At 38.1% G+C, this 16501-nt stretch carries 10 protein-coding genes; 7 read left to right on the top strand and 3 right to left on the bottom strand.

What is annotated here, in order from left to right; translation table 11 throughout:
* Nucleotides 1-1701 (top strand): hypothetical protein, encoded by a 1701-nt coding sequence (locus QM524_RS14655; RefSeq protein ID WP_283345156.1) that lies wholly within the window; start codon nt 1-3, stop codon nt 1699-1701.
* Between the two features lie 94 nt (nt 1702-1795).
* On the top strand, nt 1796-2233 hold the full coding sequence (locus QM524_RS14650; protein ID WP_283345155.1) for a hypothetical protein: 438 nt from the start codon (nt 1796-1798) through the stop codon (nt 2231-2233).
* A 5-nt stretch (nt 2234-2238) separates the two neighbouring features.
* Here QM524_RS14650 and QM524_RS14645 read toward each other — a convergent pair whose 3' ends face one another.
* Nucleotides 2239-3699, bottom strand: coding sequence for an amino acid permease (locus QM524_RS14645; RefSeq protein WP_283345154.1), 1461 nt, complete (start codon nt 3697-3699; stop codon nt 2239-2241).
* Between the two features lie 204 nt (nt 3700-3903).
* Here QM524_RS14645 and QM524_RS14640 point away from each other — a divergent pair, with 204 nt between their 5' ends.
* Nucleotides 3904-7140: a glycoside hydrolase family 3 N-terminal domain-containing protein gene (locus QM524_RS14640; protein WP_283345153.1), complete on the top strand. Its 3237-nt coding sequence runs from the start codon at nt 3904-3906 to the stop codon at nt 7138-7140.
* 410 nt (nt 7141-7550) lie between these two features.
* Here the strand turns inward: QM524_RS14640 and QM524_RS14635 are convergent, their stop codons facing one another.
* On the bottom strand, nt 7551-8021 hold the full coding sequence (locus tag QM524_RS14635) for an SMI1/KNR4 family protein (protein WP_283345152.1): 471 nt from the start codon (nt 8019-8021) through the stop codon (nt 7551-7553).
* Nucleotides 8022-8109: 88 nt separating this feature from the next.
* A complete protein-coding gene (locus QM524_RS14630; protein ID WP_283345151.1) occupies nt 8110-8841 on the bottom strand; it encodes a hypothetical protein in 732 nt (243 codons plus the stop codon).
* Between the two features lie 201 nt (nt 8842-9042).
* Here QM524_RS14630 and QM524_RS14625 point away from each other — a divergent pair, with 201 nt between their 5' ends.
* The 4 genes from QM524_RS14625 to QM524_RS14610 all read left to right on the top strand — a co-directional run bounded on the left by QM524_RS14625 (nt 9043) and on the right by QM524_RS14610 (nt 16482).
* Entirely contained in the window at nt 9043-9504 is a 462-nt protein-coding gene (locus QM524_RS14625; protein WP_283345150.1) for a hypothetical protein, read from the top strand.
* Nucleotides 9505-9916: 412 nt separating this feature from the next.
* Entirely contained in the window at nt 9917-11209 is a 1293-nt protein-coding gene (locus QM524_RS14620) for a serine hydroxymethyltransferase (protein ID WP_095166293.1), read from the top strand.
* Between the two features lie 266 nt (nt 11210-11475).
* Nucleotides 11476-12324: a twin-arginine translocase subunit TatC gene (gene tatC / locus QM524_RS14615; protein ID WP_283345149.1), complete on the top strand. Its 849-nt coding sequence runs from the start codon at nt 11476-11478 to the stop codon at nt 12322-12324.
* A gap of 228 nt (nt 12325-12552) precedes the next feature.
* Nucleotides 12553-16482, top strand: coding sequence for a S8 family serine peptidase (locus tag QM524_RS14610; protein ID WP_283345148.1), 3930 nt, complete (start codon nt 12553-12555; stop codon nt 16480-16482).
* The last annotated feature ends 19 nt before the right edge of the window (nt 16483-16501 follow it).

Genomic DNA, 16501 nt, shown 5'->3' with positions numbered 1-16501 from the left:
ATGAAAAAAATATTTACTTCTATATTCCGTCCTGCGGTACTTCTTTCGCTTGGACTAGCTCTTACTTTTGGTTGTCAACAAATTAATCCACTTGAAGGCGTAGAGCTTACTGTCAACAACAATATCTATAAATCTCCTATTTTGATTCAGTTTGTAGATGCCAATCCCAACAGTAAAACTTTACCCAAAGATTTAACTGTAACAATTTCAGGACCTGGCAAAGACCTTGTTTTTACAGATCTTGGAGGAAAAGACTTTAAGGTATCAGGTAATTTACTTTCGGTAGTATTAGGACAAAATGCCAACCCAACCGAAAGTGCCCCTGTAGAATTTACAGTTTCTGTCAAAGGTCCCAATTACGTGTCTACCAACTACAGTATCGTAGTAACCGATTTAGAAAGTGCTACTTACGAAGTACCATTGACAAACCTTAATGCATTACCAGATGGCGTTGGCGCTGTTTCCAAAACAACTTTATTAGCCACTGGCGAAACTATTACGGTTCCTGCTACATCTTCAAAACCAGAGGTAGCCAAAATCTCTATTGCACCTGGTACACAACTAAAAGATGAAAATGGTTTGGTGATTAACGCTACCAATGTTTCGAGTACCATTGTGCAATACGGAACAGGTACAGAAGAAGCAGCCAATAGCCTACCAAACGAAGGTGAAGGAAATACCATTAAGTATAAAGATGGAACTACTGATTTTGGGACATTCCTATCAGCAGGTTTTGTGGATATCGAAATGACTGCTGGTGGTAAAAATGTTAAAAGTTTCTCAACGCCATTGGATGTAACACTTTCTCTTAATCCAAGCTATGAAGATCCAGAAACAGAAGCTCCCATGAACGTAGGCGATCAAATTCCTGTATGGAGTTATGATAAAGCTAAAGATGAATGGACAGAAGAAGGAGTTGCCACTATTGCAAAAGATGCCAATGGAAATTTGGTTGCCAACTTTAAAGTATCCCATTTGTCAATATGGACAATTTCTAGAAACTATAAGGGCAAAACTTGTGGCACCAAAACTATCAGAATAAAAGTAAATTCTGACGTTAGATATGGTACTTCCAAATTTAGTGCAAAGATTACATACTCTAAAAATGGAAAAGCAAAGTTCAGTAAGAGCTTTAATAATTTTAAAATATCTAATGGTTCAAGTTATAACATTAAAGTAAAACGAGTACCTAGTGGTTATACAGGACGTATTGTTGTTACTCCTGTTGGTACCTCTCCAAATACTACTTCGAAAGGTGGCTCTAAATCTTTTAAGTCTTGTAATAACGCCGTAGTAATAGTAGATGTAAAAGTTAAAGAGACAGCTCCGGACATTCCTACACCAACAACCACCACTGATACCGAATCTGATGCAGTAAAAGTAAATCTTGACTTTACAGCGGCATGTATTAGCAAAAATATCAGTATCAAACCTACAGTTTGGCTAAAACTCGTAGATGATACCAACACAGAACAATTAGTCAGTGTGGTGGAAGGAAAAGCTATTATTGGTATGAAGAAAGGAGTAAAATATACTTTAACTGCTACTTATAATGGAATTGATTTCTCTGGAGAAGTTACCATCAACGGAGATAAGGCTACCATCGTTTCGTCAACAGGTCTGAATGGTTCTTTCCCAATTGATGCAACAACTGGGGAAGTTAATGCTACTGTTATTTATCCACTCAATAATTGTCAGTAAATAGATACAAAAATGCCATCAAGTAACAAATCTCACAAAGACTTTATTACTTGATGGCGTTTATTTCACTTTCCACTAAATAAAACCTGAACTCATGAAAACGTCTATCGCTTCTATAAGCCGTAGCGGTTTATTATTATTTATGATTCCTCTTTTGTTTTCGAGTTGTCAAAATATTAATCCGTTTAATGATATTCGATTTCCCAATAATACAAGCAACTATCATACTCCAATCCTCATTGAGTTTGTAGATGAAGAGCAACCCAACATTGTGTTTCCTAAAAATCTAACCATTTCAATTTCAGGCCCAGACAAAAACCTAGTACTCAGTGACCTTGAAAGTAAAAATCATAAAACCGCTGGCAACTTGCTATCGTTGGTACTTTCGCCAAATGCCAAGCCAAGTGTTGAGCATCCTATTAGTTTTACTATTACAGCCCAAGGAAAGCACTACGAGCCAGTTAGTAAAAATATCACTATTTCGACTTTATCAAATCAATCCTTCACAATTCCGCTGAGTAATAGGCTATGAAGATTTTATTCCATATCTGCTTTTGAGGCATTCTTCCGAATCACACTATTCTTGCGGCCATAAGTATAATAAATCACCATACCTATAGCCATCCACACAATCAGTCGAATCCACGTATCTAATGGTAAAAATGCCATCATTCCTACACAAGTCAATATTCCCATAATTGGAACGAATGGCACCCATGGCGTTTTGAATGAACGTGGAGTATCTGGGTTCGTTTTTCTTAAAACTAAAATACCCCCACAAACTACAACGAATGCTAATAGCGTCCCAATACTGGTCATTTCGCCAACGACATCAATAGGAACAAGAGCCGCAAATAGGCTCACGAACACACAGAATAAAATATTTGATTTCCAAGGAGTACGGAATTTGGGATGTACTTCAGAGAAGATTTTAGGGAGAAGTCCATCTTTGGACATACTAAAAAATACTCGTGACTGCCCCATCAAATCGACCAAAATTACGGAGGTATAACCCACCAAAATTGCTAAAATCACCAATTGAGATAACCACGCATACGGCGTTTGTTGAATAGCCACCGCCACAGGCGCTGCATTGTTTTTGAAAGTAGTATAATGCGAAAGACCTGTCATTACGTGTGCAAAAAGCACAAATAAAACGGTACAAACCAACAAAGAACCAATAATACCAATAGGCATATTACGCTGTGGGTTTTTAGTTTCTTGTGCCGCTGTCGAAATAATATCAAATCCTAAGAAAACAAAAAATACCACGCCTGCGCCACGCAAAATGCCTGACCAGCCATATTCACCAAATATACCCGTGTTAGCTGGAATATAAGGTTGGTAATTTTGTGGTTGCACATAATTCCATCCCAAAGCAATAAATACCAGTACCACCGCCACTTTGAGCGATACCACAATAGCATTCCAAATAGCAGAACCTTTGGTACCTCGCATCAAAATAAAGGACATAAACACCACTACTAAAGCGGCAGGTAAGTTGAACAAACCATGAATTTGTTGTCCATCAGCCAAAGTGACTTTTTCGAATGGAGAATGTACTAATTGAGGTGGAATATAAAGTTGATAATAAGCCAAAAACTTCACCAGATAGTTTGACCAACTAATAGCCACTGTAGCCGCTCCAACAGAGAACTCTAGCACCAAGTCCCAACCGATAATCCAAGCTACTAATTCGCCGAGTGTCGCATAAGAATACGTATAAGCACTTCCCGCAACAGGAATCATAGCTGCAAACTCGGCATAGCATAAGCCTGCAAAAGCACAGCCTATGGCCGCTACTACAAAAGAAAGCGTTACCGCTGGACCAGCATTATTAGCCGCTGCCAAACCTGTAAGTGAAAATAAGCCCGCTCCAATAATTACCCCTAAACCGAGCATAATTAATTGAAAGGCATTGAGAGAACGTTTGAGTGTTTTTTCGCCAGACTCCTCCGATTCTTGGATGAGCTGTTCGATGGGTTTGATGTATTTCACTGTGATTTAGTTTGTTGAATAATATTTTACAAAGGTAGGTCAGGATACGCTTATTTACTAGAGTAACATTATAGATTTTGTATGATTAACAGAAAATGGCAAATTTGGCTTTAGCCCATATGCCGCAAGTATTAGGCAAAATGTTTACTGGATATGCGATAAAATCCTCTGGAACTTTTAGCTGATGGTTTAAAGCTAAAAACTATGAACGCTTACACCTCATTCCCACACAACTCCGTAAGCGTATCCCTCAAAAAATTCTTATCTTGCATATTCAATCAACCTTTGAAACGCTTAATGAAAATAACGCATTACTTCATCAAAACCTTAGCTATCCTTGGTTTAGCAAGTTCGGGGGCTTTGGCTCAATCAGAGCTTTTTCCGAATGCCAATCAAAAATGGGTAGATTCTGTATTTAAAACGCTGACAGTTGACCAAAAGATTGGTCAATTGATGATGCCTCGTGCTAATTACAACGCTACTTATGATACGACTCGCCTCAACCAAATCGTAAGGGATTACCACGTGGGTGGATTAGTTTTCTTCGCTGGAAATCCTAGCAAACAAGCCGTATTAGTCAATAAGCTACAAGCGATGGCTAAAGTACCTATGCTCATTGGCATGGACTTGGAATGGGGCTTAAGTATGCGTCTCGACAGTACAACGCGTTTTCCCTATCAGATGGCTTTAGGGGCCATGCAAGGCAATACCCAGCTACTCGAAGAAATGGGTTATCAAATTGCACTTCAGTGTAAGCGCATAGGTGTACATGTAAATTATGCGCCAGTTGTTGATATAAATAATAATCCCAACAACCCTGTTATCAACTTCCGCTCATTCGGCGAAAACAAATATCAAGTAACGCAAAAAGCCATTGCTTACATGAAAGGCTTACAACGTGGTGGGGTTATTACTTCTGCGAAGCACTTTCCTGGGCATGGCGATACAGGAACCGATTCTCACTACGATTTGCCTTTGATTAGTCATAATCGTACTAGATTAGATTCTTTGGAATTGTATCCTTATCGTGAACTTATCAAAAATGGTTTACAGGGAGTTATGGTAGCGCACCTAAATATTCCTGCTTTGGATACTACCAAAAACTTAGCTTCGACGCTGTCAAGGAAAGTCATTACGGATTTGTTGCGTAAAGAGTTAAATTTCAAAGGTTTGGTATTTACCGATGCCATGGATATGCAAGGGGCAGTAAAGTTTTTCCCTGAAGGAACTGCCAACGTAAAAGCCATTCTTGCAGGAAATGATATTCTTGAAACATTTGTGGATGTTCCTGCGGCATTTAATGCCATCAAAAAAGCACTTTTAAGTGGCGAAATCTCTCAAGCTGATATCGACGAACGTGTAAAAAGAATCCTATTGGCAAAATCATGGGCTGGACTAGATAAATACAAAGCGATAGATACCAAAAACTTGATTGATGACCTAAATCCTCGTTTTTCAGACTTGCTCAATCGTCAGTTAGCTGTTAATACAGTTACTTTACTTCGTAACAAAAAAGACCTTATTCCTTTACAGAATCTTGATACCTTAAAAATTGCCTCATTGGTTATTGGAACACCAGCTTTTGGGTCGAAACCTGTAACGGATTTCCAGAAAATGTTGGGCAATTACACGGCTGTAGAACATTTTAACTTAGACGAAAACTCGGCTGATAGTACAATTGCTAAAGTTGAGGAGGCACTCAAATCGTACAATTTGGTAATTATGGGTGTGAATGGGCAAAATATTCGCCCTGCTAAAAATTATAATATCCTCCCTAAAACACAGGAGTTGGTTAAGAGATTTAGCAATGCCAAAACCATCATCACGCTTTTCTCGAATCCTTACACATTAGGGAAATTTGAAAACTTGGAAAATGCGGCAGCTTTGGTTCAAACTTTCCAAGAAACACCTTTTACACAAGAAGCTGCAGCACAAGCCATATTCGGAGCTACTCCTATTACAGGTAAACTTCCTGTGACAGTAAATACTGCGTTCAAATACAATGATGGTATTACGACCAAAGCTCTTCAGCGTTTTGAATATACCGTTCCAGAGGCTGTAGGGATAGATTCAAAATATTTAGGCGCTCGCATTGATTCAATTGTTACGACAGCTATCGACCGTAAGGCAATGCCAGGTGCGGTTGTTTTAGTCGCTAAAAATGGTAAAGTAATTTTCCATAAAGCTTATGGAAAACATACCTATGAAGGAAATCAAAAGGTAGCTTTAACTGATTTGTATGACTTGGCTTCGGTTACCAAAATTAGTACCTCAGTAGCCGCGATGATGCGTATGAGCGATGAAGGAAAATTCTCTTTGAGCAGTACCATGGGCGATATGATTCCAGACTGGAAAAACTCCAATAAAGCTGGATTGGTGTACAAGGATATTTTGACGCACCAAGCACGCCTAAGAGCATGGATTCCATTCTGGCAAGATTGTATCGACTCTACCAAAATGTTATTGGCAAGCAAAGTATATCAAGATAAAATTGCTGCGCACGGGTATCCAGAAGGATATAAAATTACGTTTTGGGAAAAACTTTTCAGTCGTAAAAAAGCTTATGCTCGTATCGAAAAAGCAATACAGTCTGACAAAAAACTTTGGGCTGAATGTGTGAATATCTCCACACAACCAACCATTTGGAAGCACCATACTTTTGCGGCTGAAAAATCTAATGATTATTCTATCCAAGTAGCAGAAAACCTTTGGATTCATAAAGATTATCACAATGTGCTTTACAAGGCGATTGAAGATTCGCCTTTGCGTGAGAAAAAAGAATATGTCTACTCAGATTTGTCGTACTATATGTATCCACAAATCATTCCTCGTCTGACTGGTAAAGATTGGGAATCTTTCTTAAAAGATACTTTCTACAAACCATTGGGTGCTACTACGTTGACTTACAATGCTCGCTTGCATTATGACTCAAACAAAATTGTACCAACAGAATATGACTCTCTTTTCCGTAAAACACTCATCCACGGACGAGTACATGATGAAGGTGCTGCTATGCTCAACGGTATTTCGGGACACGCAGGTTTGTTTGGAAATGCCAACGATTTAGCAAAATTGATGCAGATGTATTTGCAAAAAGGATATTATGGAGGCAAGCGTTTTATCAAAGAAAGTACTTTGAACGAATGGACGAGCTATCCATTCAGTGTAGCAGAAAATAGTCGTCGTGGTATTGGCTTCGATAAGCCCGACCGCAAAAAGCCAGGCATTAGTGCTGCTCCAAGTGCCCCAGCTTCGAGCTTTGGACACTCAGGTTTTACAGGAACTTATACTTGGGTTGACCCCGACAATCAATTGGTGTATGTATTCTTAGCCAACCGAGTATATCCCACACGCAACAATTCCAAATTGTCAGACCTCAATGTTAGAACCAATATCAATGAGGTAATCTACGATGCTATCAAAAGAGGTATTAAGAAATAAGGTTTGAAATGGAGAGGATGTGACGATTTGAAAATTTGATGATGTGACGATTTGAAAATGCAATAAACCTCCATTTTGATATAATTGTAAAAGCGCCCTATATACGACAGATAAAATTTGTCGTATATAGGGCGCTTTTTTTATCACTGGTTCAAGTCTGTGACTTGGATCTATTCTTTCAAAAGTTTATAACTTTACGATTCCGTTCGTTACTGGCACAATTATGAAGATAAGAACAAGAAAATAGGACTATGTTTAATTTTTATAATTTATTTCAAAATAAACATATATCTGTTTGATATACTTGGCTTTCTTGTGCCAGATATGCACCTCTGGAGAGGATACTCAGGAAAAAGGAAATCAAATAGAAATTCTATTCTTTTAACATTTTCAAACATGCTCTGAACAGATTACAGCATTTCTATAAATTCTAACAAGGAATCCGCAATTTTAAAATATTTAAAATCATCTACTTCTCTAAAATCCATCCAGAAAATTTGCCCTACAATCTCGTATCTTAGACCTATAGCAATTGAGGCATTTGTCCCCGTTGACCCTATAACTAGATAATCGTGCATATCTATATCTATGAATTCATTAAGTTCTTCTATGTACCATAGATACCAATTTTCCCAACTTACAGGAGCCCAAAAACTACTAAATCTGTCTTCATCTTCATCATAAAGAATAGCCTCAGTTTCTAGATACATATTTTCTCCTACATCATAATATAATGGAAGTATTTCTGTTAAGGCTTGGGGAACTTTTGTTCCAATCGTTTGCTCCAATGATTCAATATCAAAAGAATTTATAAGACTATCTTCATGAAATTTTCTTGATATTTTTACAATCAATATTTCTTGTATTTTTGTTAGCTTCATTAGTTATTATTGAAGAGGAACCTGAAGAGTTACCAATCTATACGACACTAGATCAAGAGTTTATAACTTTACAGTGAACTGAATTCCTTTATTCCAACGTGATTAATTCAATCTCAAAATCTGAATCATTTAGTGCTTGCAAAATCGCATCTACCCCATCAAGTGCTGAACCCATATCTAGTGTGAAGAGATAGACGTTTTTCTTTTTCTTTTCATAGCTACAATTATGGATTAAGCCTAGATTTGTCATGTCGTTTTCGTCAAAATCATCTTTTAGCAGACTTTTTTGGTTATACGATTCAATAGCATTTCCGATAAATTCAGCTAAAATTTCGATGTTGACAGGGGTCTTTATCCTAATGCCAATATCTGGAAATGAAGAACCAAACCAGCCCATTTCCCGAATCTTAAACCGATAGAGCTTTTTGTCTACTGTCGCTTCTTTAGTAGAACGTTTCCACATATATTCGTTACGTTCAACAACCTGCTGTAATCGTTCTTGTGATGGCATATTTTCAATCCAAAAGCTGATTTCTTTGTCTGCGACATCATCAGAAGCTAATACAATACTGCCATCTGATGAACGCCAGTGAAGCTCTACATCCCAGATTCTCAATGCGGCTTTTGCAACTAACACGTCAATCATGCAAAAGTGGTATATTGAATTATTAACATCGCTTTTACGAATATATAACCCTATCCACAAAAGTGATTCTTTCACATGGGGAACAACTTCCGATTTAATAATAGGAACGACAAATGATTCGACTTTTTCTAAGAAGGATTCTGAACACCTACCTTCTGAAATATTTATTTTCATGACTTTAACTTTGGGGGCTTTGGTTTAATTCTCTGTAGTCTATCCTACAACTGGTTCAAGTCTGTGACTTGGACCTATTCTTTCAAAAGTTTATAACTTTATCATTCCATTTGTCACTGGCATAATTATGAAGATAGGGACAAGTAAACAAACTTTAGTTCTTAATAAACTAGCTAACATAAATTTAATTTCTACAACAACATGAAAAAAGTACTTTTAGGCATTGGGCTTCTTATCTCATTTTTTGTCATCAGGCATTTTACCTTACAAAGAGTCTGGGATTTTGATATTTATGAAATGGATGGAGGCATCGCATACTCTAGTGTAAATACGCCATTTCGTGCGAGTTCACATAAAATAACAATTGAAGGATATTTGGAAAATGATGCCTTATTGTCAGTCATTTATTATAATGAACATTCATCGTGGTACGAAATAAAAGAGAATTGGGGTAAATCATACATCCAACATCCATTTATAGTCCTAAAAAAAGGCAAAATCAGAAAGGAAATTATCACTGATATTCTTTCTGCACCAGTTGACCTTTACAATATTATACTAATCCCGCAAGAAGCTCTTAAAGCTCCTTATAAGAATTCTCAAATAGGGAAATTACATATCCGAGTGGAACTCTATCAATATCGAAGTCCATTATTCTTGTAACTCTTGTTTATTGGAATTCAAAGGTTGAACCATTGTGATTTTTTACTCAGCTTAAGACGCAATCATTACGTCTCTACTGCCAGAATACAGTTTTTAAATTAATCACTCATTCGCTCAATCACTAAATCGCTAAATTCAGTCTAGTAAAAACACTTAAACTCTTCTTTGCCAGTACTTAATCTTTTCACTTTTTCTAGAAATTAAAACTTTCTACTAATAACCTGAAAAATAAAGGGTTGCGAGACTAAGGCTAATTGAAAAATTGCCTGATAAGCGTAAAAAAATGTTTTCACAATCCATTTTTTAAGAGTATTTTTACTGTGTTAATACAAGAAACGCTTGGTTTTTATCATTATTTAATGATTTGTTAATACAAAACCAACCTCACAATTATTCAATCACAATTTGCGAAATGGCAACAGCAACTTTCACGCTCGAAAGAGATACTGAAATTTTTAACTTGATTAACCAAGAAGCACACCGCCAAGAATTTGGTATCGAATTGATTGCTTCTGAAAACTTCACATCTAAGCAAGTAATGGAAGCACAAGGCTCTGTGCTTACCAACAAATATGCAGAAGGTCTTCCAGGCAAACGTTACTATGGTGGTTGCGAAGTAGTTGACCAAATCGAAAATATCGCTATCGAACGTGCCAAAGCTCTTTTTGGTGCTACTTGGGCTAACGTGCAACCTCACTCTGGTGCACAAGCTAATGCAGCAGTATTTTTGTCTTTCTTGAACCCTGGCGATAAAATCCTAGGTTTCAACCTTGCACACGGAGGTCACCTTTCTCATGGTTCTCCAGTAAACTTTTCAGGTAAATACTTCCAACCATTCTTTTATGGTGTAGAAGAAGAAACAGGTTTGATCGACTGGGACAAAGTAGAAGCTACAGCCTTGAAAGAGCGTCCAAGATTGATTATCTGTGGTGCATCTGCGTATTCTCGTGACTGGGATTATGCTCGTTTGCGTAACATCGCTGACCAAGTAGGTGCTTTGTTGTTGGCAGATATTTCTCACCCTTCTGCTTTGATTGCAAAAGGTTTGTTGAATAACCCAATGCAACATTGCCATATCGTTTCTACGACAACACACAAAACGTTGCGTGGTCCTCGTGGTGGTTTGATTATGATGGGTCAGGATTTTGAAAACCCATTCGGTTTCAAAACATTGAAAGGTGATTTGAAAACAATGTCTGCTTGTTTAGACGGCGCTGTATTCCCAGGAACTCAAGGTGGTCCTTTGGAGCACGTAATCGCTGCTAAAGCTGTTGCTTTTGGTGAAGCGTTGACTGACGATTTCCAAGTATATGCTGAACAAGTTCAGAAAAATGCTAAAGTAATGGCTCAGGCATTCTTAGACAAAGGTTACAAAATCATTTCGGGTGGTACAGACAACCACTTGATGTTGATTGACCTTCGTCCAAAAGGATTGACTGGTAAATTGGCTGAAAACACTTTGGTAAAAGCTGATATTACGATCAACAAAAACATGGTGCCATTCGATGACAAATCTCCATTTGTAACATCGGGTATGCGTGTAGGTACTGCTGCTATGACAACAAGAGGTATGAAAGAAGCTGAAATGTTGCACATTGTTGACCTTATCGATAGCGTATTGATGAACCATGACAACGAAACTTACATTGCTTCAGTAAAATCAGAAGTAAACAAATGGGTTGAAAACTTCCCACTTTACAAATAATTCTCTGATTTTGTCGATATGAAAAAACCCTGACACCTACAAAGGTTGTCAGGGTTTTTTGCTTTTTTCGTGTAACTTTGCGAATAAGCACTTGATATATTTCGTTGTCAAAAACGAACTTATCTAGCACGGAGCTTTCAAGATTTAGTTTTGTATAAAAAATACTTTACTCGATTTTTGGCTCCATCTGGTTTGTTTTCCTGTAAGTAAAAGACTTTCAGGTATTTGCTCGATACAACATCTCATTTTAATTTTTAAACTGACTAATGGCACTAGACCAAGAATTTGACGAAGAACTAGAAGAAGGTATCGAAGGAAAGGAAATGACCTTCGTAGAGCACTTAGAAGAACTTCGCTGGCATTTATTACGCTCGATTGCGTCTATTTTGATATTTACAATTGTTGCTTGGATTTACAGAGAAGAAATTTTTGGAGGAATCATCATGGGACCTGCCAAATCTGACTTCTGGACCAACCGAATGTTGTGTAAAGTAGCCGACGCTACAGGGATGGAAGGGCTTTGTTTTAAGCAAGCAAGCTTTATTTTGCAAAGTCGTGAGGTATCAGGTCAATTTATGATGGCACTTACCCAGTCGATTATCGTAGGCTTGATGTTTGCATTCCCATATTTCTTCTGGGAAATATGGAAATTTATTCGTCCAGGATTAAAAGACACCGAAAAATCTGCCGCTCGTGGTGCGGTATTTTGGGTATCTCTTTTGTTTTTCATGGGTGTAAGTTTTGGCTACTTTGTGGTTTCGCCAATGGCGATTAACTTCTTGGCTAACTTCAAACTTGATGATAGTATTCAAAACCAGTTTGACATCAACGATTATATTTCGTTGTTGTCGATGATGACATTGGCTTGTGGTCTTACGTTCCAACTCCCAATGATTGCTTATGTGCTTTCGCGTGTGGGTATTTTGACGCCAGCCTTTATGAGAGAATACCGTCGTCATGCCTTGATTGTAATTTTGATTGTGGCAGCCATTATCACACCATCGCCAGATGTTATTTCACAGTTATTGGTAGCAACCCCATTGTTTGGTTTGTATGAAATCAGTATTTGGGTTTCGGCAAGTGTGAATAAGAAAAGAGAAGCTGAAATACTCTAAGTGTAAGTGCTGAGTTGTGAATTGTGAATGTAAAATTAAAATTACTTAAAACTCAGTATTCACCCTTAATACCATTAACAAATAAGCCTTAGTACGAGTTGTACTAAGGCTTATTTGTTTTAGTTGGAATGTGAACGCAACGCTTCTTTCAAAAAAACTGTCATGTTTGTATCGTAAGTATTCAGTAAAATACGTAGTTTTCCCTTTCATTTGTAACCAACCGATTGTATGAAAAAAATACTTTTATTGTATTTACTCTTTCTCACGCATCTCACCTTTAGTCAAGAGAAGAGTCTTTACTCTACTTCACAACAAAGTAAACAACAAACTGTATCTCTAGAAATTAGTAAGCAGGAGGAAAACGAATACCAAAAAGCATTAGAAACAGCAAAGTCTAAAAGCTGGCCTATTAATGGTGTTTATAAAGATGGAAGGGTGTATTCGTTGAAAGGCCTCGATGCAACAGGCCAGCCACTTTACCTAATTACCCATAGTAATGCTAGAGCCGCTGCTGCGACAAGAACTACCTCTATGTACACAGGAGGAAGTCTTGGACTAAACCTAAGTGGTAGCAGCAGTTACATGAGTGGCAAGCTAGGTATCTGGGATGGAGGACGTGTGTATTCGAGTCACGTTGAACTTGCAGGTCGTGTTACCCAACAAGATAATGCTACGACTTTAGACCAACATGCTACCCATACTTCGGGAACGATGATTGCGACAGGGATTTCGGCACAAGCGAAGGGGATGTCGTTTGGCGCGAACCTTCGTGCATGGGATTACAACAGCGATAATACAGAAATAAGTGCAGCTGCTAGTGGCTTACTTATCTCAAATCACTCTTATGGTTATTTAGCAGGTTGGAATTACGATTCAGACGTAAGCAAATGGCGCTGGATGGGTAATGTGAATATCAATGCTTTTGAAGACTATAAATTTGGTTTCTACGATAGCAATACACAAACTTTAGATAAAATTGCCTACAATGCTCCTTATTACCTTATTGTAAAATCAGCAGGAAATAACCGTGGTGAAACTGGACCAGACCCTGGTACGGTTTACTATTTGGGTAGCGGAACAGATACTAGTTCGGTAGCAAGAAGTAAAAATGACAGTTATGATATTTTGCCTACAACAAGTACTGCCAAAAATATCTTGACGGTTGGGGCTGTAAATGCCCTTGATGCAGCACCAACAAAATCATCTGACATCAAAATTTCTGATTTTAGTAGCTGGGGACCTACAGATGATGGTCGTATCAAACCAGATATTGTTGGGGTAGGTGTAAACGTATTCTCTACATCTACAGGCTCAACTACTAGTTATGCTACATTAAGTGGAACATCGATGTCTAGTCCTCAGGTGGCGGGTAGTTTATTTTTGCTCCAAGAATTATATGCTAAGCAGAATGACGGGCAATTTATGCGATCCGCAACGTTGAGAGGACTTGCCATTCATACCGCTGAGGACGCAGGCAACGTGGGTCCTGATTATATTTATGGTTGGGGTTTGCTCAACATGGAAAAAGCAGGAAAAGTAATTTTGAATACTTCAAAATCAAATTTACTTCAAGAAAAAAGTCTAGCGCAAGGAGCTACTTCAACACAAACTGTTGTGGCATCTGGTCAAGAACCTTTACGAGTAACCATTGTTTGGACTGATCCTGAAGGTACGATTACTTCGACATCAGCATCTAACTTAAATAATCGCACTCCGAAATTGATAAACGATTTAGATGTAAGGGTTTCCGATGGTACCTCTAATTATTTGCCTTTTACCCTAAATCCAGAAAAGCCTTCTGACTTGGCAACAACTGGTGATAATATCAGAGATAACATTGAGCAAATATTAATCAGTAATCCACTTCCTGGAGCTACTTATACCATTACAGTAAGCCACAAAGGAACCTTGACCAATAGCAAACAAGATTTTTCTTTAATTGTTAGTGGTACAGGAACCGTAACCTACTGTAGCAATGCTGTAAGTGCGGGTAGCGATGTGATTGAATCCGCTAGCTTACAAGGTGGAAATAATGTTTCAAGTAATCAAGCATTAACTTTAAATGTATCAGTAAAAAATACAAGTAACCATATCTTAAAAGCATTTATTGACTGGAATAGCAATGGAAGTTTTGATGATGATGGTGATCTAGTAGGTACAAGTACCGTAAATGGCACAGGAGTATACGCACTAAACTTTACCGCACCTCAAGCAATCAATTTTGGCACAACACTACGTATGCGTGTGATTTGCTCACAAGCAGCTAGCGCAAATGCTGTGACAGCTTGTGGCGCGGTATCCAATGCAGAGGTAATGGATATTCCTTTGGCTGTTACAAGAGCCCTTAGCGATGTAGCTGTAAGCAATTTGGTGACACCAGAAACGGGTTTATTCTGTAGTAATACTGCTTTAACTCAAATAAAGGTTAGTATTACCAACAATGGATTAAACAGTATTTCTAATATTCCAATAAGTGTGACGGTAAGCAATACCTCTGGTGCTAGTGGAACATTTGCAGGTACTTATACAGGAACGTTGGCTTCTTTAGCCACAGCAGAAGTAACTTTAACAGGAACTTTGAATGTTGTTGCGGGACAAAGTTATAGTTTTGCCACACAAGCGACCTTAGCAAGTGACCAAGATTTAAGAAATAACCAAGTTACCTTCACTCGTACCGTAAGCACTACGGCTGCTCCAACAGCAGAGGCTATTGTTTGTGATGGAGCAAGTACAGCCATCATCAAATCAGCTAGTTCAGCATCAGTACAATGGTTTGACCAATCTGTGGGAGGAACGCTTATCTATACTGGAGGAACAGGCTCATTTACCTTGCCAACAGGAACAAGCAAGTTGTATGTTTCGACAGGTGAAATTTCGGGAAGTATTGGAGCAAAAACGAAATATGAATATGGTGATGGTTCTTATTTTGAAAACTTTGGTCCAGCGATTGTAATGACAACTCAAGCACCAATCGTAATTAAGTCTGCCAGAATTTACGTAGGTACATCAGGTAGTATCACATTTGGAGTAGTCAATGCAGCGGATGGCGCACCAGTTTCTTCTGTGACAATTCCTGTACAAGCAACCAGAACCACTGCCAATTCGACAAGAAGTAACTCTCAGTTGATTGATGACAAAACAGACCAAGGTGTTGTAGTGAATCTAAACCTCAAACTACCTGCTGCTGGAACATACTATATTACCCAAACATGTGCTGACGGAGCATCCATTTACAGAAGTAATAAAAACCTTACTTCAACGGCTACAGACTTGGTGGGCTATCCTTTCTCATTAAATAATACTGTAAGTATTACAGGAGCATACTTCAATGGGAATATTATAAAAACAGGATATTACTATTTATATGATATTAGTTTAGGTGCATTAGAATGTCCAAGTACACGTGCTGCCGTAACTATTCAAAGTGTAACAGCTCCTACTGTCAGTATAACACCTTCAAATACGATTAGCTTCTGTCCAGATGGTGCTGGTACGTTAACAGCTACCTTGGGCAATGGCTATACCTATCAGTGGTTTCGTAATGGTGCAACATTGAATGGTGCCACAAGTAATACTTTAAATGTAAGTATTGCGGGTACGTACACGGTGAAAGTATCGAATGGAGGAGCTTGTTCTACCACTACTTCGGGTGTGACAGCCACAGCTTATACTCCGATTGCTCCTAATGTAAACTGGACAAATGGAGTACTTGCAGTTCTTTCAGGAACAAATCCATCTTGGACTCTCAATGGAATTGAGTACCCTGCGGCTAAAGGTTTAGCTAGTTTTACCCCAATTCAATCAGGTTTTTATAACGCTAAAGTTACCGATGCGAATGGCTGTAGTGCTTATTCGGCAGGAGTATCTGTGACTATTACTGCTATTGAAGAAGATTTGTTATCCGATGGGCAATCCAAAGTGTATCCTAACCCAACTTCTGATATAGTAACGGTCAAAGTTCCTGATAATAATTACAAGGCAGTTACCGCTGAAGTTATTTCTTTGGTAGGAAATACACTAACTCAAAAATCAATGGAGCGTATTGGAAACGATTTCTGGACAAGTTTAGATTTAAGTCAATACACTGCTGGACAATATTTCATCAGAATATATACTGATGCAGGCACAAGAGTCTTGAAAGTTGCTTTACAAAAGTAATTTCAATGATTTGAGTTTT

The organism is Flectobacillus roseus, from assembly GCF_030056595.1.
GTDB classification, from domain to species: Bacteria; Bacteroidota; Bacteroidia; order Cytophagales; family Spirosomataceae; genus Flectobacillus; species Flectobacillus roseus.
This window is presented reverse-complemented; position numbering and strand designations above follow the sequence as displayed.